At 66.5% G+C, this 25,037-nt stretch carries 20 protein-coding genes, 5 tRNA genes and 2 pseudogenes; 23 read left to right on the top strand and 4 right to left on the bottom strand.

Translation table 11 applies throughout. The features are described 5' to 3' along the window. The first annotated feature begins 150 nt into the window (after positions 1 to 150). From POS15_RS10235 to POS15_RS10190, 10 genes are all read left to right on the top strand, one after another. Positions 151 to 2,559, top strand: a complete 2,409-nt coding sequence (locus POS15_RS10235; protein ID WP_284128106.1) for a DNA internalization-related competence protein ComEC/Rec2 — start codon at positions 151 to 153, stop codon at positions 2,557 to 2,559. A 3-nt stretch (positions 2,560 to 2,562) separates the two neighbouring features. After that, entirely contained in the window at positions 2,563 to 3,237 is a 675-nt protein-coding gene (locus POS15_RS10230; protein ID WP_284128105.1) for a MotA/TolQ/ExbB proton channel family protein, read from the top strand. A gap of 3 nt (positions 3,238 to 3,240) precedes the next feature. Further along, complete coding sequence (locus POS15_RS10225) at positions 3,241 to 3,663, top strand: biopolymer transporter ExbD (protein WP_019183376.1); 423 nt, start codon at positions 3,241 to 3,243, stop codon at positions 3,661 to 3,663. Then, positions 3,660 to 5,408: a lipid A export permease/ATP-binding protein MsbA gene (msbA, locus tag POS15_RS10220; RefSeq protein ID WP_070470672.1), complete on the top strand. Its 1,749-nt coding sequence runs from the start codon at positions 3,660 to 3,662 to the stop codon at positions 5,406 to 5,408. The genes POS15_RS10225 and msbA overlap by 4 nt, the downstream gene beginning before the upstream one ends. Continuing rightward, positions 5,408 to 6,430 carry a tetraacyldisaccharide 4'-kinase gene (gene lpxK, locus POS15_RS10215; protein ID WP_019183374.1) on the top strand — a complete coding sequence of 341 codons (1,023 nt, stop codon included), beginning with the start codon at positions 5,408 to 5,410 and terminating at the stop codon, positions 6,428 to 6,430. The genes msbA and lpxK overlap by 1 nt, the downstream gene beginning before the upstream one ends. Positions 6,431 to 6,496: 66 nt before the next feature. After that, positions 6,497 to 7,270, top strand: a complete 774-nt coding sequence (kdsB, locus tag POS15_RS10210; protein WP_019183373.1) for a 3-deoxy-manno-octulosonate cytidylyltransferase — start codon at positions 6,497 to 6,499, stop codon at positions 7,268 to 7,270. A 46-nt stretch (positions 7,271 to 7,316) separates the two neighbouring features. After that, the gene (locus tag POS15_RS10205) at positions 7,317 to 8,732 is read left to right on the top strand and encodes a hypothetical protein (RefSeq protein WP_284128104.1); all 1,416 of its coding nucleotides are present in this window, start codon (positions 7,317 to 7,319) and stop codon (positions 8,730 to 8,732) included. Next, positions 8,729 to 10,576: an excinuclease ABC subunit UvrC gene (gene uvrC, locus POS15_RS10200; protein WP_019183371.1), complete on the top strand. Its 1,848-nt coding sequence runs from the start codon at positions 8,729 to 8,731 to the stop codon at positions 10,574 to 10,576. The genes POS15_RS10205 and uvrC overlap by 4 nt, the downstream gene beginning before the upstream one ends. A gap of 9 nt (positions 10,577 to 10,585) precedes the next feature. Then, on the top strand, positions 10,586 to 11,209 hold the full coding sequence (gene pgsA / locus POS15_RS10195; protein WP_019183370.1) for a CDP-diacylglycerol--glycerol-3-phosphate 3-phosphatidyltransferase: 624 nt from the start codon (positions 10,586 to 10,588) through the stop codon (positions 11,207 to 11,209). Positions 11,210 to 11,255: 46 nt separating this feature from the next. Continuing rightward, a tRNA-Gly gene (locus POS15_RS10190) sits at positions 11,256 to 11,331 on the top strand. A gap of 89 nt (positions 11,332 to 11,420) precedes the next feature. Here the strand turns inward: POS15_RS10190 and POS15_RS10185 are convergent. Continuing rightward, the gene (locus tag POS15_RS10185; protein ID WP_019183369.1) at positions 11,421 to 11,663 is read right to left on the bottom strand and encodes a hypothetical protein; all 243 of its coding nucleotides are present in this window, start codon (positions 11,661 to 11,663) and stop codon (positions 11,421 to 11,423) included. Between the two features lie 542 nt (positions 11,664 to 12,205). Continuing rightward, positions 12,206 to 12,643 carry a hypothetical protein gene (locus POS15_RS10180; RefSeq protein ID WP_284128103.1) on the bottom strand — a complete coding sequence of 146 codons (438 nt, stop codon included), beginning with the start codon at positions 12,641 to 12,643 and terminating at the stop codon, positions 12,206 to 12,208. 877 nt (positions 12,644 to 13,520) lie between these two features. On the opposite strand from POS15_RS10180, the gene POS15_RS10175 reads away from it, so the two are divergent. The 9 genes and pseudogenes from POS15_RS10175 (at position 13,521) to POS15_RS10135 (ending at position 20,103) form a co-directional block, all read left to right on the top strand. Beyond that, a tRNA-Gly gene (locus tag POS15_RS10175) sits at positions 13,521 to 13,596 on the top strand. A gap of 147 nt (positions 13,597 to 13,743) precedes the next feature. Then, positions 13,744 to 13,819: transfer RNA gene (locus POS15_RS10170), tRNA-Gly, on the top strand. A 77-nt stretch (positions 13,820 to 13,896) separates the two neighbouring features. Continuing rightward, positions 13,897 to 13,970: transfer RNA gene (locus POS15_RS10165), tRNA-Cys, on the top strand. Positions 13,971 to 14,102: 132 nt separating this feature from the next. Beyond that, positions 14,103 to 14,831 (top strand): annotated as a pseudogene (locus tag POS15_RS10160) (ATPase domain-containing protein); the annotation flags it as partial. Positions 14,832 to 14,925: 94 nt separating this feature from the next. Then, positions 14,926 to 16,146, top strand: a complete 1,221-nt coding sequence (locus POS15_RS10155; RefSeq protein WP_284128102.1) for an ISL3 family transposase — start codon at positions 14,926 to 14,928, stop codon at positions 16,144 to 16,146. Positions 16,147 to 16,170: 24 nt separating this feature from the next. Beyond that, positions 16,171 to 16,920: pseudogene (locus POS15_RS10150) on the top strand (ATPase domain-containing protein); the annotation flags it as partial. Then, positions 16,910 to 18,964, top strand: coding sequence for a PAS domain-containing sensor histidine kinase (locus tag POS15_RS10145; RefSeq protein WP_284128101.1), 2,055 nt, complete (start codon positions 16,910 to 16,912; stop codon positions 18,962 to 18,964). The pseudogene POS15_RS10150 and the gene POS15_RS10145, both read left to right, overlap by 11 nt. 151 nt (positions 18,965 to 19,115) lie before the next feature. Continuing rightward, positions 19,116 to 19,577 carry a BLUF domain-containing protein gene (locus tag POS15_RS10140; protein WP_284128100.1) on the top strand — a complete coding sequence of 154 codons (462 nt, stop codon included), beginning with the start codon at positions 19,116 to 19,118 and terminating at the stop codon, positions 19,575 to 19,577. 277 nt (positions 19,578 to 19,854) lie between these two features. Next, positions 19,855 to 20,103 (top strand): hypothetical protein, encoded by a 249-nt coding sequence (locus POS15_RS10135; RefSeq protein WP_019183363.1) that lies wholly within the window; start codon positions 19,855 to 19,857, stop codon positions 20,101 to 20,103. 54 nt (positions 20,104 to 20,157) lie between these two features. Here POS15_RS10135 and POS15_RS10130 read toward each other — a convergent pair whose 3' ends face one another. Then, on the bottom strand, positions 20,158 to 21,243 hold the full coding sequence (locus POS15_RS10130; RefSeq protein ID WP_284128099.1) for a 4Fe-4S dicluster domain-containing protein: 1,086 nt from the start codon (positions 21,241 to 21,243) through the stop codon (positions 20,158 to 20,160). Between the two features lie 2 nt (positions 21,244 to 21,245). Continuing rightward, positions 21,246 to 21,539, bottom strand: a complete 294-nt coding sequence (locus POS15_RS10125; RefSeq protein ID WP_019183361.1) for a hypothetical protein — start codon at positions 21,537 to 21,539, stop codon at positions 21,246 to 21,248. A 188-nt stretch (positions 21,540 to 21,727) separates the two neighbouring features. Here POS15_RS10125 and POS15_RS10120 point away from each other — a divergent pair, with 188 nt between their 5' ends. From POS15_RS10120 to POS15_RS10105, 4 genes are all read left to right on the top strand, one after another. Next, positions 21,728 to 22,165, top strand: coding sequence for a group III truncated hemoglobin (locus POS15_RS10120; protein WP_284128098.1), 438 nt, complete (start codon positions 21,728 to 21,730; stop codon positions 22,163 to 22,165). A gap of 44 nt (positions 22,166 to 22,209) precedes the next feature. Next, on the top strand, positions 22,210 to 23,619 hold the full coding sequence (hemN, locus tag POS15_RS10115) for an oxygen-independent coproporphyrinogen III oxidase (RefSeq protein ID WP_019183359.1): 1,410 nt from the start codon (positions 22,210 to 22,212) through the stop codon (positions 23,617 to 23,619). Between the two features lie 66 nt (positions 23,620 to 23,685). Further along, positions 23,686 to 23,772, top strand: a tRNA-Leu gene (locus POS15_RS10110). A gap of 184 nt (positions 23,773 to 23,956) precedes the next feature. After that, positions 23,957 to 25,012, top strand: a complete 1,056-nt coding sequence (locus tag POS15_RS10105; RefSeq protein WP_284128097.1) for a TraB/GumN family protein — start codon at positions 23,957 to 23,959, stop codon at positions 25,010 to 25,012. The last annotated feature ends 25 nt before the right edge of the window (positions 25,013 to 25,037 follow it).

The raw sequence follows: 25,037 nt of genomic DNA, 5'->3' as shown, positions 1-25,037 counted from the left end.
CAATGGCAGGTCAGGCCTCCCGCACATGGCCAGGCCAAGGCTCTTCCCTGTCCCGTGAGTCTCCAAGTTTCCGACAGACGGGCAGGTCCGGCGCCGATGGGCACACGCTGTGGGAACAAGCACAGTATGGTTTTCAGTGGGGCGTTGCGCATGTCGCGGGTGCTCGACAGTGCCGATCACGCCACCGATGCCGCCTTCCCGATCTTCGGCAAAGCGTGTGTCGTTTCGCTGTTGGCAGGCATCTGCGCGATCATCTTCTCGCCCCGGCTGCTGCCGATGGAATGGGGCGTTGCTGCGGCGGCGGTCGGTCTTCTGCTCTGGATCGTCCCCTCCCGCCTGCGCCTCCTCGGCGCCGCCCTCTTCGGTCTAGGCTGGGCGGCCTTCCACGGCCACGCCGGGCTCGCCCAGCAGCTGACACCCGGCAGCGCCGCCGTCGACCACGTGCTGCACGGGCGGGTGGTCAGCCTCCCCGACCACGGTCCCGGGGGAACCCGCTTCCGCTTCCGGGTGGACGAAGATCCGGCGATGCCCACCAGACTCCGCGGTCGCGACCTGGCGCTGGGCTGGTACGACGGATTCCGTGGCGCCGCCGATGATCGCCGGCGCACGCTGCGGGCCGGCGAGCGCTGGTCGCTCAGCGTGCGGGTCCGGCCGCCGCGTGGCCTGGTGAATCCGGGCGGGTTCGACGCCGAGGGCTATGCATTGCGGCAGCGGGTGGCGGGCAGTGGGTACGTGCGCGAGCCCGCCCGGGCGCATCCACTGGGCGAGCCGGCCGGCTTGCCGGCATGGCGCGAGCGGATGGCCGACGCGATCGCCCGCGCGGTCCAGGACGACGGCCGCCGCTTCGTCCAGGCGCTGGCACTGGGCGATACCCGTGGTCTTGGCCAGGCCGATTGGGACGACCTGCGTGCGCTGGGGGTGACTCACCTGGTAGCGATTTCGGGTTTCCATGTCGGCGTCGTGGCTGGCGTGGCCGCACTGCTGGCAGGCGGGCTCTGGCGGTGCCTGCCGATAATGGGCCTTTACCTGCCGCGCCCGATGGGCGCCGCAGCCGCGGCGGTCGCAGGTGCGGCGCTGTACGCAGCAGCGGCCGGTTTCGCGCTGCCGACGGTGCGCACCGTGCTGATGATCGCGGTGGTGGCAACGGCGCGTTGCAGCCGGCGACGGGCGACGGTCGCCCAGTCGCTGTCGCTGGCGGCGCTGGCGATGCTGTTGTTCGATCCGCTTGCGGTTCTGGCCCCCGGCTTCTGGCTGAGCTTTGCCGGCGTGCTGTGGCTGATCTGGTGCCTGCCGGGGCGCGAGCAGGGCTGGCTGCGGGGATTCCTGAGTGCCCAGGGCGTGGCCACCGTCGCGTTGCTGCCGCTGACCGTGGCGTTGTTCGGGCAGGCTTCGCGCGCCGGTCCGCTGGTGAACCTGGTGGCGATTCCGTGGTGGACCATGGTGGTGGTGCCGCTGGCACTGCTCGGTACCGCGCTTGAGGCGCTGATCGAGGGGGCGGGGCGCTGGCCCTGGCAGCTGGCGGCATGGTGCTTCGACGCGAGCTGGTGGCTGTTCGGCTATGCCGCGCGCAGCGAGCTGTCGCTGTGGTGGCTGCCACAGGCAAACCGCTGGGCATTGCTGGCGGCGGTGTCCGGCGTGTTCTGGCTGTTGTTGCCGCGCGGCAGTGGCGGCCGGGTGGCGGCGCTGCTGTTGTGCCTGCCGCTGCTATGGCCGGCGCGTCACGGGCCTGGCGAGGGCGAGGTGGAGCTGCTGGTGATGGACGTGGGGCAGGGCCTGGCGGTGGTCGTGCGCACGCGCCGCCACACGCTGCTGTACGACACCGGCCCCGGGACCGACGATGGCTTCGATGCTGGTGAGCGTATCGTGGTGCCCACGCTGCGTGCGCTGGGCCAGGGGCGGCTGGACCGGATCATGATCAGCCACGACCACCGGGACCACACCGGTGGCCTGCGCGGGGTGCGCCGCAGCTTCCCCGATGCGGTCGTGCAGGCACCGCAGGGCGCCCTGCGTGGCCGCGCATCGGCCTGCCATGCCGGACAATCCTGGGCGTGGGACGGGGTCACGTTCCGGGTGCTGCATCCCCTTCCCGGCGAAGCCCGGTCGATCAACGACAGCAGTTGCGTGCTGCGGATGGAAACCGCCCGGGGGGCGATCCTGCTGGCCGGCGACATCGAAAAAGGCAGCGAAGCGCGGCTGCTCCAGCAGGCAGGTGCGCTGCTGGCGGCCGAAGCAGTGGTGGTGCCGCACCATGGCAGTGCCAGCTCGTCCACCCCGGCCTGGGTGGATGCCGTCGCGCCGCGCCTGGCGATCGTCTCGGCTGGCCATCGCAATCGCTTCGGCCACCCGCGCGCCGAGGTGGTGTCGCGCTGGCAGGCGGTGGGGGCGGAGGTGCTCAACACGGCCGAGAGCGGCGCGGTGCGGATCTGGCTCGGGCGTGAAGGCCTGCAGGTGCGTGAACAACGGGTTTTCGAGCGGCGTTGGTGGGATGCCGCGGAGCGGAGCCGGTCGGCTGCTATCCTATCGGCGATCAAACAGGCGGCCGCTGGGCCGGAGGATTGAAACGTGTGGGAACTGGTCAAGGCCGGTGGCTGGCCGATGCTGCCGCTGCTGCTGTTGGGCGTACTGGCTTTGGCAATTGTCCTGGAGCGTTTCTGGACCCTGCGCCGCAATGAAGTCCTGCCCCCGGGGCTGGGGCAGGAAGTGCGCAACTGGGCCGCACGCGGCAAGCTCGACCCGAGCCACATCCAGTCGCTGCGCGGCAACTCGCCGCTGGGCGCGCTGCTGGCCACCGCGCTGGAAGCGCGCAATCGCCCGCGCGACCAGATCCGCGAGCGCATTGAAGACGCCGGCCGGCACCTGGTTCACCGCATGGAGCGGTTCCTGAATGCCCTGGGCACGATCGCCTCGGCCGGCCCGCTGCTGGGCCTGCTCGGCACGGTGGTCGGCATGATCCAGATGTTCATGGGCATCCTCGACCACGGCGTGGGCGATGTGAACCAGCTGGCCGGCGGTATCGGCAAGGCACTGGTGTGCACCGCCACCGGCATGATCGTGGCGATCCCCGCGTTGATGTTCCATCGCTACTTCAAGGGCCGGATCGCCGGCTACGTGATCGAGATGGAGCAGGAAGCTTCGGCCCTGCTGGACGCGCTGGATGGCCGCCCGGGCGTGATGAACACGGCCCCGCGTGCCACCGGTGCCCCCGCCGGCGCCGCACCGGTCATGGTCAAGGGCTGACGGATGCGTATCCGCAATGACCGGATCCAGGACGAACCGCATATCGATCTGGTCCCGCTGATCGATGTGATCCTCGTCCTGATCATCTTCTTCGTGGTCACCACCACCTTCGACGCGCGCTCGACGCTGCAGTTGCAGTTGCCGACCGCCAGCCAGCAGGACACCACCGAGCCGCCGCGCTCGCTGAGCGTGCTGGTCAATGCCGAAGGGCGTTACTTCATCAACGATCAGGAAGTGCTGCGCACCGACGTCGAGTCGGTCAAGCAGACGATTGCCGCCGTCGCCGGCAGCGATCGGGAACAGACCGTGCTGTTGCGCGCCGACGCGCGTACGCCTTACCAGGCCGTGGTCACGGCCCAGGATGCCCTGGGCCAGCTGGGCTTCCGCCGCATCGCCATCGCTACCGCGCCGGAGGTGCGTCCATGAGCAAGAAACATTCTTCCGTCTGGCCGATCTACAAGCGGCTGCTCGGGTACACCGGGGCGTACTGGGTGTTCATGGTCGCGGCCGTGATCGCGATGGTGGTCGAGGCGCTGGCCGGCTACAGCTTCACCAAGCTGATGGAGCCGCTGGTCAACCGGGGGTTCGTCAACCCGGAGCCGCGCATGGCGGTGATCCTGCCGCTGACCATCCTCGGGTTGTTCATGATGCGCAGCCTGGCCACGCTGGTCAGCGATTACGCGCTGGCCCGCACCGGGCGCAGCGTGGTGCGCGACCTGCGTGAGCAGGTGCTGGAGAAGTACCTGCACCTGCCATCCTCGCATTTCGATGCCGAGGCCACGCCGGTGATGGTCAGCCGCCTGAACTTCGATACAGAACAGGTCACCCAGGCCAGTGCCGATGCGCTCAAGACCCTGGTGGCCGATACCCTCACCATCATCGCCATGCTGGTGGTGATGCTGCAGATGAGCGTCAAGGTCACCATGGCGATGCTGGTGGTGGTGCCGTTGATCGGCGTGATCGTCTCGATCGTCGGCAAGCGTTACCGCCGGATCAGCCGTGGCATCCAGGACGGCATGGGCGGCATGGCGCAGACCGCCGAACAGTCGTTGGCCGCGCAGCAGGAAGTGAAGGTGCATGGCACCCAGGCGCACGAGATCTCGCGCTACTCGCGTCTGGCCAACCGCATGCTCGGCCTGAACATGAAGGTCGAAACCACGCGCGCGCTGGCCTCCAGCACGGTGCAGTTCCTGGCGGCATTGGCGCTGGCGGTGATCGTGTGGGTGTCCACCCGCGAGGCGCTGGCCGGCAAGCTCAACGCAGGCCAGTTCATGGGCCTGATGACCTCGATGATGGCGATCATTCCCTCGCTGCGTCGCCTGACCAGTGTGCAGACCTCGATCTCGCGTGGTGTCGCTGCTGCCGAGCGCCTGTTCGGGATTCTGGACATGCCGGTCGAGCGCGACGAAGGCCTCCAGCGCATCGGCCGCGCGCGCGGCGAGCTCGCGTTCGAGCACGTGATGCTGCGCTATCGCGAGGATACCGGCATCGCGCTGGACGACATCAGTTTCGTGGCCAGGCCGGGCACGGTGACGGCGATTGTCGGCCGCTCCGGCAGCGGCAAGACCAGCCTCATCCGCCTGGTGCCGCGCTTCTACGAGCCCAGCGGCGGCCGCATCACGCTCGATGGCGTGGCCCTGGACGACTACCCGCTCGCCGACCTGCGTCGCCAGGTGGCCATGGTCGGGCAGAAGGTCATGCTGTTCGATGACACCGTGGGCGCCAACATCGCCTACGGCATGGATGCCACCGAAGACCAGATCCGCGCGGCGGCCGAAGCGGCCAATGCGTGGGAGTTCATCGCGCGCATGCCGCAGCAGCTGCAGACGCCCGTTGGTGAGAATGGCGCGTTGCTCTCCGGTGGCCAGCGCCAGCGCTTGGCGATTGCCCGCGCGATCCTGCGCGACGCGCCGATCCTGATCCTGGATGAAGCCACCGCTGCGCTCGACAACGAATCCGAACGCCTGGTGCAGGACGCCCTGCAGCGCCTGATGCCCGAGCGCACCACGCTGGTGATCGCGCACCGCCTGTCCACCATCGAACATGCCGACCAGGTGCTGGTGATGGACCACGGCCGCATCGTCGAACGTGGCACGCACAACGAACTGCTGGCGCTGGGTGGCCTGTACGAGCACCTGCACAGGATGCAGTTCCGCGAAAGGCAGCCTTGATGGCAGGCAAGGGCACGCAGACGCCGTCGTACTGGTATGACGGCAGCACCATTCCGTTCCTGGCGCGTTTGGCGTCACCGCTGTATGGCGCGGCGATCGCGCTGCGGCGGATGGCCTATCGCCGCCGTTGGCTGAAGCGGCATTCGCTGCCGGTGCCGGTGGTGGTGGTCGGCAACGTCACCGCCGGCGGCACCGGCAAGACCCCGCTGACGATTGCCCTGGTCAACCGCCTGCGCGACGCGGGCTGGAAGCCGGGGGTCGCCAGCCGTGGCTATGGCCGCGAGGAGGCGGGCACGCCGCGCTGGGTGCTGGCCAGTACCGATACCTCGGTCGGTGGCGACGAGCCGGTGCTGATCGCCTGGAAAACCGGCGTGCCGGTGCGGGTCGATGCGGACCGCGTCGCGGCGGGCAAGGCGCTGGTCGAAGCGGGCTGCGACATCATCGTCTGCGATGACGGCCTGCAGCATTACCGGCTGGCGCGCGACATCGAAATCGAAGTGGTCGATGCCCAGCGTCGCTATGGCAACGGCCGCCTGATTCCCGCCGGTCCGCTGCGCGAGCCGGCCAGCCGTGCGCGCGACTGCGATTTCCGCGTGGTCAACATGGGCCAGGCCAGTGACGGTACCGAAGCGCAGACCGCCTGCGGCTTCGGCGAATGGCCGATGCAGTTGCGCATCGACAGTGCGCAGCCGCTGCAGGGCGGCCGTGCGCGGCGCCTCTCGCATTTCCAGGGGCAGCGGGTGCATGCCGTGGCCGGCATCGCCAACCCGCAGCGCTTCTTCGACATGCTGCGCGCGCACCGCATCGGCGTGGTGCCGCATGCCTTCGCCGATCACCATGCCTACCAGCCCGCGGACCTGCGCTTCGGCAGCGAGTTGCCGGTCCTGATGACGGAGAAGGATGCGGTCAAGTGCAAGGCCTTCGCGACCGAGTGGCACTTCGCGGTGCCGCTGTCGGCGGAGTTGCCGGCCGCGTTCTGGATCAGCCTGCTGGATCGCGTCGAGAAGCTCGGCAAGCGTTGACGCCTCCGGTGCCGCTTGCGGCACACTGAGGCCCTGATTGCCTTCCTTTCGTACAGGTCATCCCCCATGAGCGCTTCCGTCGAGTTCGTCGTCGCCATTCCCGCCCGTTACGCCGCCTCGCGGCTGCCGGGCAAGCCACTGCGCCTGCTGGGCGGCGAACCGCTGGTGCTGCGCGTGGCGCAACGCGCGCTGCTCGCCGGCGCTCGCGAAGTGTGGGTGGCCACGGATGACCAGCGCATCGCCGATGCGCTGCAGGGCCTGGCCGAGGTGCGTGTGGCGATGACCTCCACCGATCATGCTTCCGGCACCGATCGCCTGGCCGAGTGCGCCGCACAGGCGGGCTGGTCGGACGACACCCTGGTGGTGAACCTGCAGGGCGATGAGCCGTTCGCCCCGGCCGAGGGCATCCGTGCCGTGGCCGAAGCGCTGGTCTACAGCGGTGCGGAGATGTCCACGCTGGCCACCCCGGTGGAAGACGCCGAAACGCTGTTCGACCCGAACGTGGTCAAGGTGGTGCGCAAGCAGAATCTGGACGCGCTGTACTTCAGCCGCGCGCCGATTCCGTGGCACCGCGACGCCTTCGCGCGCTCGCGCGACACGCTCGCCGGCCCACACTGGCTGCGCCATATCGGCATCTACGGCTACCGCGCCGGCTTCCTGCGCCGGTTCGCCGCGCTGCCGCCGGGCACGCTGGAGCAGCTGGAATCGCTCGAGCAGCTGCGCGTGCTGGAAGCAGGGCACCGCATCAGCGTGGCCCTGACCCCGGCCGAGTTCCCGCCCGGCATCGACACCCCGGACGATCTGGCGCGCGCCGAGGCCTGGTGGGCCGCCCACCCGTGACCCTGGCACGACGGCTGCATGACGCGTCCTCCGGCATAATCGGGGCATGAACGTCCAGCCCGTCCAGGATCTGCCCGAATTCGCCACCTGGCTCAACGCCACGCCCACCACGCTGGGCGAGCTGCAGGGGCGGCCCGTGGTGCTGGCCTTCGTCAACGCAGCCTCGGTGTGGTGCGCGCAGCGGCTGGCCGAGCTGGCCCAGTGGCAATCGCGCAACCCCGGCAAGGTGCAGCTGCTGGTGCTGCAGGTGCCGCGTTTCGATGGTGAGCGCGATCCTGCCCAGTCCCTGAAACTGCTGCGCCGCCATGGGCTGAACGCCCCGGCCCTGCTGGATGCGGACTGGGATGGCTGGCGCCGGTTCGGCGTGACCGCATGGCCGACCCTGGTGCTGCTCGATGCGCAGGGACGCGAGCGTGAGCGGCTGGTCGGTCTCGGTGGGGAGCTGGAGCGTTCGCTCACGGCGCAGTGCGAGGGCAGTTCGCACCCATCCGATGAAGACCTGCACGGCGCCCGCGAGCTGAGCCCCGAGCCCCGCCTGCCGCTGCGCTTCCCGACCGGATTGGCGGTGACCACCGAGCGCCTGTACATCGCCGACACCGGTCACCACCGCGTGCTCGAGTGCAGCCATGGCGGCCGTGTGCTGCGCCAGTTCGGCATGGGCACCGCCGATTTCATGGATGGTGACCAGGCCCAGGCGGCCTTCCATCATCCCCAGGGCCTCGCGCTGGAGCGCGAATGGCTTTACGTGGCCGATACCGGCAATCACGCGCTGCGCCGGATCCATCTGCTCTCCGGGCAGGTCGACACGCTGTGCGGCACCGGCCGCCCTGGCGAGCCGGTCGAAGGGCCGATCGCCGAGCCGCGCCGTACCGCACTGAACCACCCGCAGGGACTGGCGGTCGCCGACAACCAGGTCCACATCGCCATGGCCGGCGACAACCGCATCTGGAGCTACCACCTCGGCCAGCGCAGCCTGCAGTGGCGCGCCGGCAGTGGCGCCATCGACGAACGCGACGGCAGTGGTCATATGGCTGCCTTCGCGCAGCCGTGCTCGGTCGCCGCGGTCCAGCAGGTGCTGTACGTCTGCGACGCGCTGGGCTCGTCGATCCGCGCCATGCAACTGCGTGGCGATCTGGTCCAGACACTGGTCGGGCAGGGGCTGTGGAGCTTCGGCGACCAGGACGGGCCGCGCGCCTCGGCACTGCTGCAGTACCCGCAGGCGATCGCGCTGAGTCCGGATGCGCCGCTGTTGTGGATCGCCGATGCCGGCAACGGCCGCCTACGCACCCTGCGCCTGGGCGGTGGTGAGCTGAGCACGCTGGAGCTGCCGCGGCGCCTGCATGGTCCGGCCGGCCTGGCGCTGGGCGGTGGTGCGGTCTGGATCGCCGAGACCGATGCCCATGCCGTGCTGCGGTTCGACCCCGTCAGTGGTGTCCTGAGCGACGTGCCGATCAACGAATGACTGTTTCTTCCGCCCCCGCCTTCGATGGCAAGGCATTTGCGGCCCACCTGAGCACCGCCCCCGGCGTGTACCGCATGTACGCCGCTGACGACACGCTGCTGTACGTCGGCAAGGCGCGCGCGCTGCGCAACCGCGTGGGCAGCTATTTCAACGGCACGCCCAAGACCACCCGGATCATGTCGATGCTGTCGCAGGTCGCGCGCATGGACGTGACCGTGACCCGCTCGGAGGCCGAGGCGCTGCTGCTGGAAAACCAGCTGATCAAGTCGCTCTCGCCGCGCTACAACGTCTCCCTGCGCGACGACAAGACTTACCCGCACGTGCTGCTGACCCGCGAGCAATGGCCGCGGATCGCGTTGCACCGCGGCCCGCGTGCGGTGCCGGGGCGTTACTTCGGTCCGTACCCGGGCGTCACCGCCGTGCGCGAAACGCTCAACCTGATGCACAAGCTGTTCAAGCTGCGCAGCTGCGAAGACAGCGTGTTCCGCAACCGCTCGCGGCCCTGCCTGCAGTACCAGATCGGTCGCTGCAGCGCGCCCTGCGTGGATCTGGTGGCGCCGGAGGATTACGCCGAATCGGTGCGCCGCGCCTCGATGTTCCTGGAGGGCAAGAGTGACCAGCTCGCCCGTGAGCTTGGCACCCAGATGCAGACTGCCAGCGAAGCGCTGGAGTTCGAGCAGGCCGCGCGCCTGCGCGATCTGATCGCCTCGCTGCGCAGCATGCAGACCCGCCAGTACGTGGATGGCCGCGCGGCGGATCTGGACGTGCTCGCCTGCGCGACCCAGGGCGCCAGTGCCTGCGTGTTGCTGCTGGCCTTCCGTGACGGCCGCAACATGGGCACGCGCCCGTTCTTCCCGCGCACCAATGGCGAAGAAAGCGCCGATGAAGTGCTGGGTGCATTCGTCTCGCAGTACTACGCCGAGCACGCCCCGCCGCGCGAGATCCTGCTCGACCGCGAAATTCCCGACGCGAGCCTGATCGAGTCGGCGCTCAGTGCCTCGGCCGAGCACAAGGTGCAGTTGCGATGGAACGTGCGCGGCGAGCGCGCCGGCTATGTCGAGCTCGCCGCACGCAACGCGCAGATCACCCTGGTCACCGAGCTGGGCAGCCGCAACGCGCAGCACGCCCGCAGCGAGGACCTGCGGCAGGTGCTGGGCCTTGCCGAACAGGTCAAGCGCGTGGAGTGCTTCGATATCAGCCACACCATGGGCGAAGCCACCGTGGCCTCGTGCGTGGTGTTCGATGCGGCCGGTCCGGTGCGCAGCCAGTACCGCCGCTTCAACATCAGTGGCATCGAGCCCGGCGATGACTACGCGGCCATGCGCCAGGCGATCGAACGGCGCTTCCGCCGCGCGGTCGAGGAAGACGGCGTGCTGCCGGACCTGCTGCTGATCGATGGCGGCGCCGGCCAGTTGGCCCAGGCGCAATCGGCGCTGGCCGACCTGGGCGTGGAAGGGGTGATGCTGGTCGGTGTGGCCAAGGGCGTGGAGCGCAGGGCAGGGCATGAAGCCCTGGTGCTGCCGGATGGTCGCGAGCTGCGCCCGGGCGCTGCCTCGCCCGCCCTGCAGTTCATCCAGCAGGTGCGTGACGAGGCCCACCGCTTCGCCATCACCGGCCACCGCGGGCGCCGCCAGAAGGCCCGTATGACCAGCAAACTCGAAGATATTCCCGGCATCGGACCGCGCCGGCGGGCCAGCCTGCTCAAGCATTTCGGCGGCCTGGTCGGCCTGAAAGCCGCCGGCGAAGCGGAAATCGCGAAAGTGGACGGCATCAATGACGCCCTCGCTGCGCGTATCTACGCTAACCTTCATGGACTGCCTACGCCCGATGCGGCGGGCGAGTAGAGAGACGCAATGAAGTTGACCCTCCCCACCTGGCTGACCCTGCTGCGGATCGTGATGATCCCCGTCCTGGTGCTGGTGTTCTATCTCCCTTACAAGTGGACCAATTTCGCTTCCGCGGCGATCTTCGGCCTGGCCGCGCTCACCGACTGGCTCGACGGCTGGATCGCCCGCCGTTACGACCTGCAGTCCGCGTTCGGCGCCTTCCTCGACCCGGTCGCGGACAAGCTGATGGTGGCCGTGGCACTGTTCCTGATCGTGCAGGGCCATCCCACTGCGTGGATGGCGGTGTGGGCGGCGGTGATCGTCGGCCGCGAGATTGCCGTATCGGCACTGCGCGAATGGATGGCCGAAATCGGCCAGCGTGCGAAGGTGCGCGTGGCGGTGATCGGCAAGGTGAAAACCACCGCGCAGATGATCGCGCTGCTGTGCCTGCTGTACTCGGTGGCGCCGCACACCCCGATGCAGGACATCTGGATGGGTACCCAGGTCTTCCATATCGGTGACTGGACCCTGGCCATCGCCTCGATTCTCACGCTGTGGTCGGGCCTGCAGTACCTGCACGCGGCATGGCCGAGCCTGCGCGAGGACGAGCGCCTTGCGCGTGAGAACGCCAAAGCGAAAAAGAATGCATGAGGGCTGTTGACAGCCCCTCGTTTGGCTGTAGAATTTCGCCTCCCAAGCGGGAATAGCTCAGTTGGTAGAGCGCAACCTTGCCAAGGTTGAGGTCGCGAGTTCGAGTCTCGTTTCCCGCTCCAGATACTGTTTCCATCGCGATCCGTCGCGAAGGGAAACGCCTAAAAAAGCGACCTTCCGGGTCGCTTTTTTTGTATGCGCGTGTCTGCGGTCAGTGGCGCGTTCCGATCCGGACGTTGCACCACGTGCGGATGTTTTCGCGGTCGAACCGCGGGCAGCTGTTCTTGATGGGCAAGTACACGTAGAGCGCCTGCTCCGTGTGCACGAAGTGGTAATAGTTCGTGCGGTCCTTGCCGTAACGCCAGTAGTTCGATGAGCCCGGGTTCATCACATAGGGTTCGAACCACAGGATCGAGGATTCGCTCGGGATCACGTTGCTTAGGTCAGTCAACATCATCCACGCATTGGAGAGGACGTGGGTGCTCGTGCCGGAGATGATGATGGGAAGGATGACGCAGTCGGTAAGTCATTGGGGATATGGGATATCGACGGACCCGAGATAAAGTTGTCAGGTATTAGCTTGCTCTGTCGAACTTGATGGTTGATTCTCCGGGGCTATGACTAGGTCTGTCACTAGGATCCAAAGGCTGTCTGGTACTTCGTTGTGGCAGATGAGACCAAGATCAGTGATGCATGCGGTGAATTCGACTAGTACCCGGCTGCCGAGTTTGTGTCTAGGAAGGCTGGACTCATTCTCTTGCGCTATAACCGTTCCGGCCTGTCCGATGAGCTTCCAGTAATTTTCGGAGGCGCGCGTGGTTTGGTTTGGAGTGCTTGTGCCAAAGAAGGTGCGAAGTTCTACCTTTTTCCCGTTAGTGATTTTCATTTATGTCCATTTGTTTTACTGGGTAAGTTGGGGGTGTGTGTCCCGTCTGCGTGGTATTGGATGAGGTGCGATGCAAATGATGTGTTGTTTTGCATTCTTTGGACGGGTGGCTACTGGGTGAGATCAAGGGTTAGGGGGCTTTCGAGATCGATGTTGATTTCAAGGTTCGTGGTGGTTGTCACCTTCACTGTTCGATCGTCCACTTGGACGGCATCAGTGAAAGGGTTTGATGATGATGAGTAAATCGCCCAGGCAAGGTTCCTTTCGTTGTCCAGGTAAGCAATAAATCCGTCGGATCCATAGCTGCATCCACCTGTGCAGCAGTACCCTCCAGTGGTGAGAGGGATTTCCTTGAAAATGTCTATGGCGCAGACGTCCTGCTTATTGTGTTCGTTAAAGTCGTCAAGGCTGAATTTCTCCCCGACGTTTATGCTCGGAACTGGATGGGTCGTAATCCTGCATTCGTGAGACTCCCCGTTGGAGAAGTAGATGGCGTCCTTGATTGGAAGTAATTCCTGTTCCCACAATTTCGCTATTGTGTTTTTCATGAGGGCTGGGCTTATGGATAACGTCGTTCTGTTCCTTGCAACTTCGTCCCCCAGCTATCCAGCTTGTTCGTCCATGACAAAGATGAATTCATTGGAGTGATCCGTTGCTCTGCTCGCGTATTAGGTCATGGAGGCGTCTCCAGTAGGCATCAAAGGAGATTCCCTGTAGCTGATTCCAGCTCGGTTCCTTCCATTGCCGCCCGGGCTGGTGGCGCCAAATGCAGCGCCATGGTTGCTACGGCAGACCTGCGTTTCAACTGAGGATGTGCCAGACCCTGCGGCCAAGCCATGCAACGAGTTGCAATGTTCAGACACGTCGCAGGTTCGGCTTAATCCCCACTCGGGCATCTGCCTTAGTGCGACCGAGTGCCGTGTGGGGTGCGCGATGGGCCGATCACCGGCCCGGGCGTGATCCTCAGGCGACGCGGCCGGGATGTGTTGCCCCGCTCGGCCGGCGGCATCCATTCGTCCTGGCGGCACGGCTGGGCGGTAGGCGATGCGGTCGCCCTGCCATTGCGCGGCGAGGGTTGGCCGGCCGAAGCCGCAGCGGCGCGGGTGGCGCCCAGGTTCCGGTCCAGACGCGCGTTGCGCTGGGCGATGGAGCACCTGCAGGTGGAGTGACCGATCGACTTGATGCTGCAGTCCGGCGCGATGCAGCGGATCGCCGAACAGAGCTATTTCCACCGGCAGGGGATGCGGGTGTAGCCGGGGTGCATCCCTTGGCTCGCACGGCCCGAGGCAACGCACGGAAATGCAGCAAAAAGGATGTTGACGACGTGAAGGAATTCCGACAGAATAGCGCTCCTTCGACGCAGGTCGAGGGGCCGACAGCCTCCAGCACCCCAGGGTGCGGTGCCGTCGGGGCAAGCGAAAGTCTGCGGGAATAGCTCAGTTGGTAGAGCGCAACCTTGCCAAGGTTGAGGTCGCGAGTTCGAGTCTCGTTTCCCGCTCCAGATTTCGACAGGGCCCCCCTCGGGGCCTTGTTTTTCTCCGCGGTGGCACGCGGGCATCCGGTCCGGAAGCATTGGCCGGGATGTGAAAAAAAGTGTGAAAAAGCTGGTGTGTTTCGAGTGGTTTCGGTAACATGCACGCTTGATTTTGCGGGAATAGCTCAGTTGGTAGAGCGCAACCTTGCCAAGGTTGAGGTCGCGAGTTCGAGTCTCGTTTCCCGCTCCAAATCCTGACCAGGCCCCGTTCTCGGGGTCTTGCTCTATCGGGGCATGCAACACGCCTCCGATGATCGTAGGGTCACCGGCCTGGTGGCAGAGTGGTCATGCAGCGGACTGCAAATCCGCGTACGCCGGTTCAATTCCGACCCAGGCCTCCAAATAGAAAGTAGCCCAGAGCCCGCGCATGCGGGCTTTGTGCGTTGTGGGCCTCCATTCAGTTTCGCAGGCGAGAGCCGACAGGGCCTACACAACCCGCTTCGTATGCTGCGCCCGTCCATATTGGCAGCCTTATGCAGACACAAAAAGCACGCGTAGCGACGGGTATCGAAGGCCTCGACAGCATCCTGGGCGGGGGCTTCCCGCAGGGGCGGCTGTATCTGCTCGAGGGTCCGCCCGGCTCAGGCAAGACCACGCTGTCCCTGCAGTTCCTGCTGCACGGGTTGAGCAAGGGGGAGCGCTGCCTGTACATCACGCTCTCCGAGACGGCTGACGAACTCCGGGAAGTCGCCAACGCTCACGGCTGGTCGCTGGACGGGCTGGACCTGTTCGAGCTGGCCTCGGCCGAGGAAGCGCTGGGCGACGGCCGCATGCAGTCGGTCCTGCACTCCTGGGAGGTCGAGCTGGATGAGACGGTCAAGCTGATCCTGGGCGAGGTGGAGCGCATCAAGCCGCACCGGGTGGTGTTCGACTCGCTCTCCGAGCTGCGATTGCTCTCGCAGGATCCGCTGCGCTATCGCCGGCAGATTCTGTCGCTCAAGCAGTTCTTCGCGCCGAAGAGCGCAACCGTGGTGCTGGTCGATGACATGACCGCCTCCGGCGAGGAGCGTGATGGCCAGCTGCACAGCCTGTGTCATGGCGTCGTATCGCTGGAACGGCTGACGCTGGATTTCGGTCCGGCCCGCCGGCGGATGCATGTGCAGAAGCTGCGCGGGGTGAACTTCACTGCCGGCTACCATGACATGACCATCCGCGAGGGCGGTCTGGAGGTGTTTCCGCGACTGATCGCCTCGGACCACCACGCCAAATTCAAGGTTCTTCTCCCATCTGAGGGGAGAAGGCGCACGGCCGACCAGCTAGATTTGTAGTTGTCGAGAAAACAAACCGAGGCCGGCCGTGGCCAAGCTGGATTGTATGCCGTTGCTGGGAGGCTGGGCGGGGTATCGCCTGGATGGATGGCGCCGCGAGGCACGTGGCGGAGCCACGTGGCTGGTGCTTTCGCTGTTGCCTGATTCACGCCGCCGACGACGCTGCAGTGGCTGCGGCAAGTGGGTCGTGGCCATCCACGACCAGACGCTCCGGCGCATCCGTGACTTGCCCGTGTTCGACGAGCCGGTGGAGTTGGAAGTCCAGCGGCAGCGGCTGGCCTGCCCTCGCTGCGGGCCGAAACTGGAGCACTTGGATTGGCTGGAGCGGCATGCCCGGGTAACGCAACGGCTTGCGCAGAGCGTGGCACGCATGTGCGCCACCACCTCGATCCATGCCACCGCAAAGTGGCATGGTCTGGACTGGAAGACGGTCAAAGCGCTTGATTTCAGGCATCTGATGCAGACGCTGGGCCCAGTGGACCTATCGGACGTACGCGTGATCGCGATGGACGAGTTTGCGATCCAGAAGGGGCATCGCTACGCCACCGTGGTCGTCGAGCCATCGCGCAAGCGCGTGCTCTGGGTCGGCCGAGGACGCAGCCGCGCTGACATCCGTCCCTTCTTTGAACTACTCGGCAGGGTCGGTTGCGAACGCATCCAAGCCGTAGCAATGGACATGAATTCGGCCTTTGATGTGGAGGTCAAAGCCCAGTGCCCCAATGCTGAAGTGGTCTACGACCTCTTCCATGTCGTGGCCAAGTACGGGCGCGAAGTCATTGATCGGGTGCGGGTGGACGAGGCCAATCGCCTACGCACCGACAAGCCCGCGCGACGGGTGGTGAAGACCTCGCGCTGGCTCCTGCTGCGCAACCGGCAAAACGTCCCGGCCGAGCAGCGCGTCCAACTCGAGGAGCTGCTGGCCGCCAACAAAGCCCTGCTGACCACTTATCTGCTCAAAGACGACCTGAAGCAGCTGTGGCGCTACCGAAGCCAGAGCTGGGCGGAGAAGGCCTGGCGGTCATGGAAGCATCGCGCCCTGCGAAGCGGGCTGGAGCCGCTGCGCATCTTTGTCCGCCGTCTGCAGCCTTATCTCCCGGGCATCCTGGCCCACTGCCGATGGCCGCTCGGGACGAACCTGGTGGAAGGCATCAACAACAAGATCAAGGTCATCAAGCGCGTTGCCTACGGATACCGAGATGACGCGTACTTCTTCCTGAAGATCCGGGCGGCCTTCCCCGGAGTTGGGTGAAGAACCAAATTCAAGGGTACCCCGATCAGCAGCGGGGTGGGCGAGATCGACAGCCTGCTCGGTGGTGGACCGCTACGGGGCACCAGCACGTTGCTGACCGGCCCGGCCGGCAGCGGCAAGACCAACGTGGCGCTGCAGTATGTGTGGGCCGCGTGCGAGCGAGGTGAGCATTGCTGCATCTTCGAATTCGATGAGCGCATCGGCACCTTGCTGGCCCGCGCGGAGTCATTGGACATCGACCTCAGCAAACATCTGGAGACGGGGCTGCTGGAGATCCAGCAGGTGGACCCGGCCGAGATCTCGCCGGGCGAGTTCGCCTGGAACATGCAGCGTGCGGTGGAAGAACGTCAGTGCCGCCTGCTGGTGATCGACAGCCTCAACGGCTACGTCACGGCGATGCCGCAGGAAAAGCAGCTGATGCTCCAGCTGCACGAGATGCTGTCCTATCTCAACCAGAAGGGCGTGGCGACCATCCTGATCAATCCGCAGCATGGCCTGGTCGGCACCATGTCCACGGGCAATCTCAACGTGTCCTACATCGCCGACTCGGTCGTGCTGTTCCGCTTCTTCGAGTCGCAGGGGCGGATCCGCAAGGCGATCTCGGTGATCAAGAACCGCGGCGGTGCGCACGAGAACACGATCCGCGAGCTCAATATCGACGGCAAGGGCATTTCGCTCAGTGCGCCCCTCAACGAGTTCAAGGGGATCCTGACCGGCACGCCGGAATTCGTGGGCAATACGGCGCATCTGCTCGGCCACACCCGTGCAGACTGACGCCACGTCCGGCGTGGTGCACATCGTTGCACCGTTCGGGCGTGATGCGCCGAGCATCGCTGCCGTGCTCAACGCCGCCGGGTTGCGGACCACGATCCACGAAAGCCTGGCGTGGTTGGCCGATGCGCTTGATGACGAGGTGGGCGCGGTGGTGGTCACCGAGGAGGCCGTGGCGAAAGGCACGGCTGCCCTGCTCGAGCCTCTGGCCCGGCAACCGTCCTGGTCGGATATACCCTTCATCCTGCTGCGGTCCCCGCGCTCGCAGAAGCGGCCGTTGGCCGACGCCGGCCTGCAGCTCGCGATCAACATCATCGAACTGGACCGGCCACTGGGCAGCAGCTCGCTGCTGAGTTCGGTGCGCAGTGCGCTGCGCGCGCGCGACAAGCAGTTCCTGGTGCGTGACCAGATGCGGGCGCTGGCCGATGGGCGTGCCGCGCTGGAGCGCAGCGAAGCCGAACTGCGCCTGGTGGCCGACGCGATGCCGGTGCTGATCGCCTTCATCGACCGTGACCTGAATTACCGTTTCGCCAACAAGGCGTATGAAGCCTGGTTCGAGCGGCCGGTTTCGGACGTGATCGGCAGGCGTGTGCCCGACGTGTTCGGGCAGGAAGTGTGGACCAGTCGCCGGCCGTTGATCGAACGTGCGCTGGCCGGCGAGCACATCGTGTTCGAGGCGAACTGGCCGTTCAGCGATGGCCGGCGGCGCGACAGTGAGATCCGCTACTCGCCACGCGTTGATGCGGATGGAACGCCCGACGGGTTCCACGTGTTCGTCACCGATATCACCGCCTCCAAACTGGCCCTGGAGACCAGCCAGCAGCACGCGCTGGACCTGGAGGCGATGGTGGCCGAGCGCACCGCCGAACTGGAACACCAGATGGCCGCGCGCGAAGCCAGCGAAGCCGCACTGCGCCAGTCGCAGAAGATGGATGCGATCGGCCAGCTCACCGGCGGCATCGCGCATGACTTCAACAACATGCTGACCGGCATCCTGTCCTCGCTGGACATCATGCGCATGCGCGTGGAAATGGGGCGCATGGAAGGGTTGGAACGGTTCCTGGATGCCGCCACCGCCTCCAGCCAGCGTGCGGCCGCGTTGACCCAGCGCCTGCTGGCGTTCTCGCGCCGGCAATCGCTGGATTCGAAAACCGTCGAACTCAACGCACTGGTGGGGTCGGTCCAGCACCTGCTGCGCAGCACCCTGGGGGAAACGATCCGCATCCAGATGGTGACCAGCGATACCCCGCTGCGCGCGAACCTGGACAGCAACCAGTTTGAAAGCGCGCTGCTCAATCTGGCCATCAACGCACGCGATGCCATGCCCGATGGTGGAGAGTTGCGGCTGCGCACCTCGCATGTGCATGTCGCCGAGGCGGAGGTGCCGACCATCCCGGCCGGCGAGTACGCCGTGGTGGCCGTGTCCGATACCGGCACCGGCATGCCGCCGGAGGTGGTCGAACGGATCTTCGAGCCGTTCTTCACCACCAAGCCGATCGGCAAGGGCACCGGGCTGGGCATGTCGATGATCTACGGCTTCATGCAGCAGTCCGGGGGCCACATCACCGTGGACTCCACGCCAGGGCAGGGCACGACGGTGTCCTTGTTCATGCCGGTGGTGCACGACCCGGCCGAGGATGAGGACACGCCGAACGCGCAGGCGGTATCGCTTGGCGCCGGGCAGTCGATCCTGGTGGTGGAGGACGACGAGCAGGTGCGGATGCTGGTGACGGTGGTGCTTGAGGATCTCGGGTATACCGCCGAGGTGGTCGGCGACGCCGATGGCGCCATTCCCATCCTTGGCTCGTCGAAGAAGATCGACCTGCTGATCACCGATGTCGGGCTGCCCGGTCTCAATGGGCGGCAGCTGGCGGAAATCGCGCGGCAGACGCGGCCATCCCTGCCGGTGCTGTTCATGACCGGCTACGCGGAGAAGGCGCAGGAACGCTCGGCGTTCCTCGACAACGGCATGGCGATGATCGCCAAGCCGTTCCTGCTCGATGCATTCAGTGAGGCAGTACGTAGTTCGATCGCCACGCGGCAGTGAGTGCGCGCGGCTGCCCGCAGCGGCCCGGGTGACGAAACCACCGCGCGATGGAAACTTTCGTTTGCGGCGGCATCTGAATGCTTCAGCCAGCGGCTTTATTTAGATACCTGAAAGTGCCAGCATAGTGCTTTGAGAATGTCGGAGTTTACCCATGCCCTTATGCGCGATCGCGTATGTCAGCGACGTTGCGGGCCCGCTGTCTGCGGCGCATCTTGACGCCCTTGTCGAGGATGCCATCCGCTTCAACAGCCTGGCGGGGGTAACCGGCGTACTGCTGTGCGACGGAAGTCGTTTCCTGCAGTACTTCGAAGGTCCCGATGACGGGGTGTCGGCGGTGCATGAGCGGGTGTTGCAGGCGCGCAGCCATCGCGCCATCCACAAGCTCGGCCACGCGCGCGTACCGCAGCGCTTTTTCCCGTACTGGAGCATGCGCTGGCTGGGCGTGGAGCCTGCCTTGATCGAGGTGCTCTCGGCAGGTGACTGGGAGGCTTTCGCAGACCGTATCGCCGGCGGCTCGCCGGCGGGCAGCGGGATGGAGCGGCTGCTGCAGTTCGTCGCCCCGCACCTGCCCGGGCAGGCCGCGTCACAGCCGGTGCGCTCGGCAGCGGAATGAGATGACGCCTGCAGCGTTTACCCGCAGGGGCTGATACCAGGAGCCGGCCAGAGGCGGAGTATCCGCCGCCGCGCTGACATGCTGCTGTCAATATGCGCCCTGCATGATGCAGATGCGGGCGCAGGCGCGAGATGAACCATTCATCAGGGGCGTGGCCTTTGGCCGTGTGGTAATTGACTTAATGCAAAGGAAGTGCAAATTTTAAGTGAACCCGAAGTGAATCCGCCCCTGAGGGGGTTTTGTCGTCCCTGAAGCAAGCAAGTCCCACGGAGGTCGTATGGAATACGGCGAACATGACTTGGCTGACGGAGTGCGAACCGAGCTGGAAGCCAGCTACGTGAAACATGGCTGCGGCCCGGAATTCTGGTCCACCTACCAGCGCGTGCTGGAGCGACTGGTCCCACCGGCGCAGGGCACCGCGCGAACCCGTGTCACCAATGAGCTGGCGTTGATCATCGAACAGTTGGGGATCGTGCGGCGCGCCCAGTTGGTGCCCCCACGCAGTGCGCGACCGCGCGCTCGCTGAAACCGGGTCGGGGGACCGGGAATCGGGACGGGGACAACCGCCAACGCGGCGCCACTACAGGTAATGGAGACCGATGCCCAGCAGGGCCAGCAGCGTGCTGGCCGCGGCAAGCGTGCGCGGGCGGATCCAGCGTGGCGGGCGTTGCTGCATGGCTGACGGGCTGGCACGGCGGATCAGACCGGTCGGGAACTGCCACGCACGCATGCGCGCATCGCAGGCGTCCTGGCAGTCGCCACAGCCGATGCAATCGGCATGCGGCCCGGCGCGCACGTCCAGCGCCATCGGACAGGCGGTGACGCAGTCCCCGCAATCCAGGCAATCGCCGAGCCGATCGGCGCTGAAGTGCGGCATGGGGCCGGCGATGTCCTCATGCGCGGCGCGGAACGCGTAATCGCTGGCGCTGGTGGGATCGAGCAGTCCGCGGCCACGGTCCTGCACGCCACCCAACCCCGCCACGCGCGGGCCACGTGGCTCACCGCGACGCGCGTGATAGTGCATGCGCGGCGTGTCGCTGTCGCAGAACACGCCGTGGACGCGCGCATACGGGCACAACTCGCGACAGACATGTTCACGCAGGAAGCCCGCGTTGCCCCAGGTGGCGGCGGCATAGAACAGGATCCAGAACGTTTCCCAGCCGCTCCAGGCCGGCGGCCACGGCGTGCCGACCAGACCGTGGATCGGGCTGAAAAAGCCCACGAAGGTGATGCCGGTCCACGCGGCCACCAGCAGCCACAGCAGATGCTTGGCCGCGCGCGCCGGTGCGGCCGGCAGGCAGTGCGCGGCGGCCTGTTCGATCCAGCGGAACAACCGGCTCCACAAGGTCTGCGGGCAGACATGGCCGCACCAGACCCGGCCAGCCAGGTTGGTCAGCAGCACCAGGGTGGTGGCCAGCACGGCGGCCAGCCCCAGCAGGATGCCCACGTCCTGCGGCCAGAGCGTCCAGCCGAACAGATCGAAACGGCGCGCGGTCAGGTCGAACAACAGTGCCTGGCGGCCCTCCCAGCGCAGCCACGGCAGGGCATAGAAGCCGGCCAGCAGCAGCGCCGACAGCAGCGGCCGCCAGCGCAGTGGCGCGCGGCGAACGGTGGGCGGCGGTGCCGGTGGTGGATCGACAAGATGCAGGGTGAGGCGGTCTGTCATGGTCACCCCAGCGGCAGATCGTCGTCGTCGCCGGGCATCGGCCGCAGCAGGTACCAGGTGATCGTGCTGGCGGCGGCGGTGACCGCCCAGAACATGAAGAACCCCAGTGTGTAGCCCAGTTCGCGGCTGATCTCGTGTTGCGGGAAGGTGATGTCGCGCAGGCGCAGCGGGTCGACGAACGCGAAGAACACCACGCTGGCCAGGCCGGCTGCGACGAAACTGGGCCACAGGATGGCGCCCCATTGCTGGATCAGCCGTCGGCGGCTGCCGTCGGGCGGGTCGTGCAGGTCGTTCATTGCGGCCACGGTCAGGAGGAGGGGGCAGGGCACGGCTATACTTCGCGCCGACCGGGGGCCGGGATCGCGGGTGCGCGCTTCCTGTCGAGCTCCCAGACTAGAAGGCTTCGCGACGGCCTTCATTGATTCTGATCAAGGCAGCGGCACGCGCTGCCGCCGATGCTGGGCGTTGCCGCCCGAGGACGTTCATGGCCGATCCCACCGACAACGCGCTGCCTCTCCCTGCGCCGGACCTGTGCAGCGAAGATGAGGTCACCCGGCTGGTGCATGACTTCTATGCGCGCGTCCGCGAGGAGCCGCGGCTGGGGCCGGTCTTCGCGGCACGGATTCACGACTGGGATGCGCACCTGGCCCAACTGGTCGATTTCTGGTCGGCGATGCTGCGCGGCACGCGCCGCTTCAAAGGCGCGCCGATGCCCAAGCACATGGCCATGGATGAGCTCGACCGCGATCTGTTCGACCGCTGGCTGGCCCTGTTCCGGCAGACCACCGCCGAATGTGGCAATCCGCCGATGCAGCGGCTGGCCGATGACGTTGCCGGGCGGATCGCCGATACGTTCTGGCGTCGCTTCCAGATGCTGCGTTGGCCAAGCCTGCCGCTGGTCGGCCGCCAGGGCCTGAATTGATCTGACGCAATGCGTGCGCGCCCGCGCGCGTGCACGCTGGCGGCATGGATACTTTCTCGCCTGCCGCCGCCGGGCTTGCCTGGCACTTCGACCCCGAGCTGCTGCGCCGCCACGACCGGCCCGGGCCGCGCTACACCTCCTATCCGACCGCGCCGCACTTCCATGACGGGTATGGCGAGCTGGCCCTGCGCGAGGCCATCGCCGGCAGCAACCGGCTCGGCCGGCCGCTGTCGCTGTATGTGCACGTGCCTTACTGCAGCAGCCCATGCTTCTACTGCGGCTGCAACCGTGTCATCACCCGCGACCACAGCAAGGGCATCAGCTACGTCGCCCGCGTGCTGAGCGAGGCGGACCTGATGGCGCCGCAGTTCGATCCGGCCCGCGAAGTGATCCAGCTGCACCTCGGTGGCGGCACGCCGAACTTCCTCGCGCCAGCACAGATGCGTGAGCTGCTCGAGGGGCTGCGCGAGCGCTTCAATTTCAGCACTGCGGCCGCACGCGATTTCTCCATCGAACTGGACCCGCGCTTCGTCACCCGCGCCGACATCGCCGGCTTGGCCGCGCTGGGCTTCAACCGCGCCAGCCTGGGCGTGCAGGATTTCGATCCGGACGTTCAGAAGGCGATCAACCGCGAGCAGGGCGTGGAGGCCACCCTGGACATCCTGCGCGCGTGCCGCGAGTACGGGCTGCGTTCGGTCAATGTCGATCTGATCTATGGCCTGCCGAAGCAGACGCTGGCCGGCTTCGCGCAGACACTGGAAACGGTGTTGCGTGAGCGCCCCGATCGCCTGGCGGTTTACGGCTATGCCCACCTGCCGCACCTGTTCCGCGCGCAGCGCCAGATCGCCGATGCGGATCTGCCCGGTCCCGACCAGAAGCTCGCCCTGCTCGGCCTGGCGGTGCAACGGCTTTCCGAGGCGGGCTATCAGTACATCGGCATGGACCACTTCGCATTGCCGGAGGAGGATCTGTCGCGGGCACAACGCGCGGGCCAGCTGCACCGCAACTTCATGGGCTACACCACGCATGCCGATACCGATCTGGTCGGCCTGGGCGCCAGCGCGATCAGCCACATCGGCGACACCTACAGCCAGAACCCGCGCGAGCTGCCGGCCTGGGAGGCGGCCGTCGATGCAGGGCGCCTGCCGGTCTGGCGTGGCCTGCAGCTGGACGAGGACGACGTACTGCGCGCCGAGCTGATCGGCCAGCTGATGTGCCAGGGCGAAGTGGATGGCGCCGCGCTGGCAGCACGGCATGGCGTGGACTTCGAGGCGTATTTCGCCGACGGGCTGCGCGCGCTGGCCACGCTGCAGGCCGACGGCCTGGCCGACTACGCGCACGGCGTGGTACGCGCCAGCGAACGCGGGCGCCCGCTGCTGCGGCTGCTGGCGATGTGCTTCGACCGTTATCTGGCGCAGCCGGACCAGCCGGTGCGGTATTCCAGGGCGATCTGAGTGCCATCGCCCCGGCGTGCGTGCATTCCAAAACCGGGCGCGATCAGGCACCCTATGCGCGCCGTTGCCCGGGTGGCGAAACTGGTAGACGCATCGGACTTAAAATCCGCCGGGGGCGACCCCATGCCGGTTCGATTCCGGCCCCGGGCACCAAGGCTTCCCCTTGGCGTGGGTTCTGATCGCGCTGCGATCGACGCACGCCGGTGATGATTCCACGCGAGGGCAGCCAACCGGCTGCCCTTGTTCGTTGCAGCCGGCGTTCCGGTGCAACGCAAACTTTACGCAGCCGGCCGCGCGCCGCCTTACGCTGCGCAGCAACTCACTTCGGAAAGGTCACATGGCCAACGCAGGACGTGCAGGGAACGCACTGGTGTGGGGCATGGCGGTGCTGCTCGGCGGCGCGGTCCATGCCAATGCCCAGGTCCATGCGCCGGCGCAGGAACCGGTACCGGTACCGGCGCAGGCGGCGGGCGAGGTGATCGACCTTGCCCCGGTGCTGGTCTCCGGCGTGCAGCCGGGGCCGGGCATGTGGCAGGTCCGCAACAGCCAGGGGCACACACTGTGGATTCTCGGCACCGTCTCGCCGCTGCCGGCCAAGCTGGACTGGCGCGCCGACGAGGTGCAGGCGGTGATCGCCAGTGCCCAGGAGGTGCTCGGCTCACCCGGCTGGACGCTGGATGCCGATGTGGGGTTCTTCCGCCGCCTGACCCTGGCGCCTGCGGCGATGAAGGCGGCGCGCGATCCGGACGGACGCACGCTGCGCGAGGTACTGCCGCCCGATCTCTATGCACGCTGGGCGCTGCTCAAGCAGCGTCACATCGGGCGCGACAATGGCATCGAGAAAGACCGCCCGCTGGTGGCGGCCACGCAGTTGTACGCCGCCGCCCTCAAGGATGTGGGGCTCGGCCGATCCTCGCCGGTCTCCAGGATCATCGAGAAGGCCAGCAAGACACACGGCCTCAAGCCGGTGTCGACCCAGGTCACCATCAAGATCGCCGACCCGCGGCAGGCGTTGAAGGAAGTGCGCGGGACGGCCCTGCAGGACGTGGAATGCTTCCGTCGCACGCTGGAGGTGATCGAGCACGGGCTGCCGCTGCTGGCCGAGCGGGCCAATGCCTGGGCCGTGGGTGATATCCAGGCGCTGCAGCGCCTTGCAGTGAAAGGGCAGTACGTGGCCTGCGTGGATGCGGTGGCCAACAGTGACTTCGGGCGCCGCCGCGGCCTTACCGACGTCGATGCCCAGGCTCACCGCAAATGGATCTCCATGGCCAGCGACGCGCTGGCACGCAACGCGGTGACCTTCGCGACGGTGCCGGTGACCTCGCTGGTCACGCCCGGCGGCTACATCGATCAGTTGCGCGAGCGTGGATTCGAGGTGCAGATCCCGGAATGAGGCGTGCGCCGACGCGCTTTTCCGG

This window comes from Stenotrophomonas sp. BIO128-Bstrain (assembly GCF_030128875.1).
Taxonomy (GTDB): Bacteria; Pseudomonadota; Gammaproteobacteria; order Xanthomonadales; family Xanthomonadaceae; genus Stenotrophomonas; species Stenotrophomonas bentonitica_A.
This window is presented reverse-complemented; position numbering and strand designations above follow the sequence as displayed.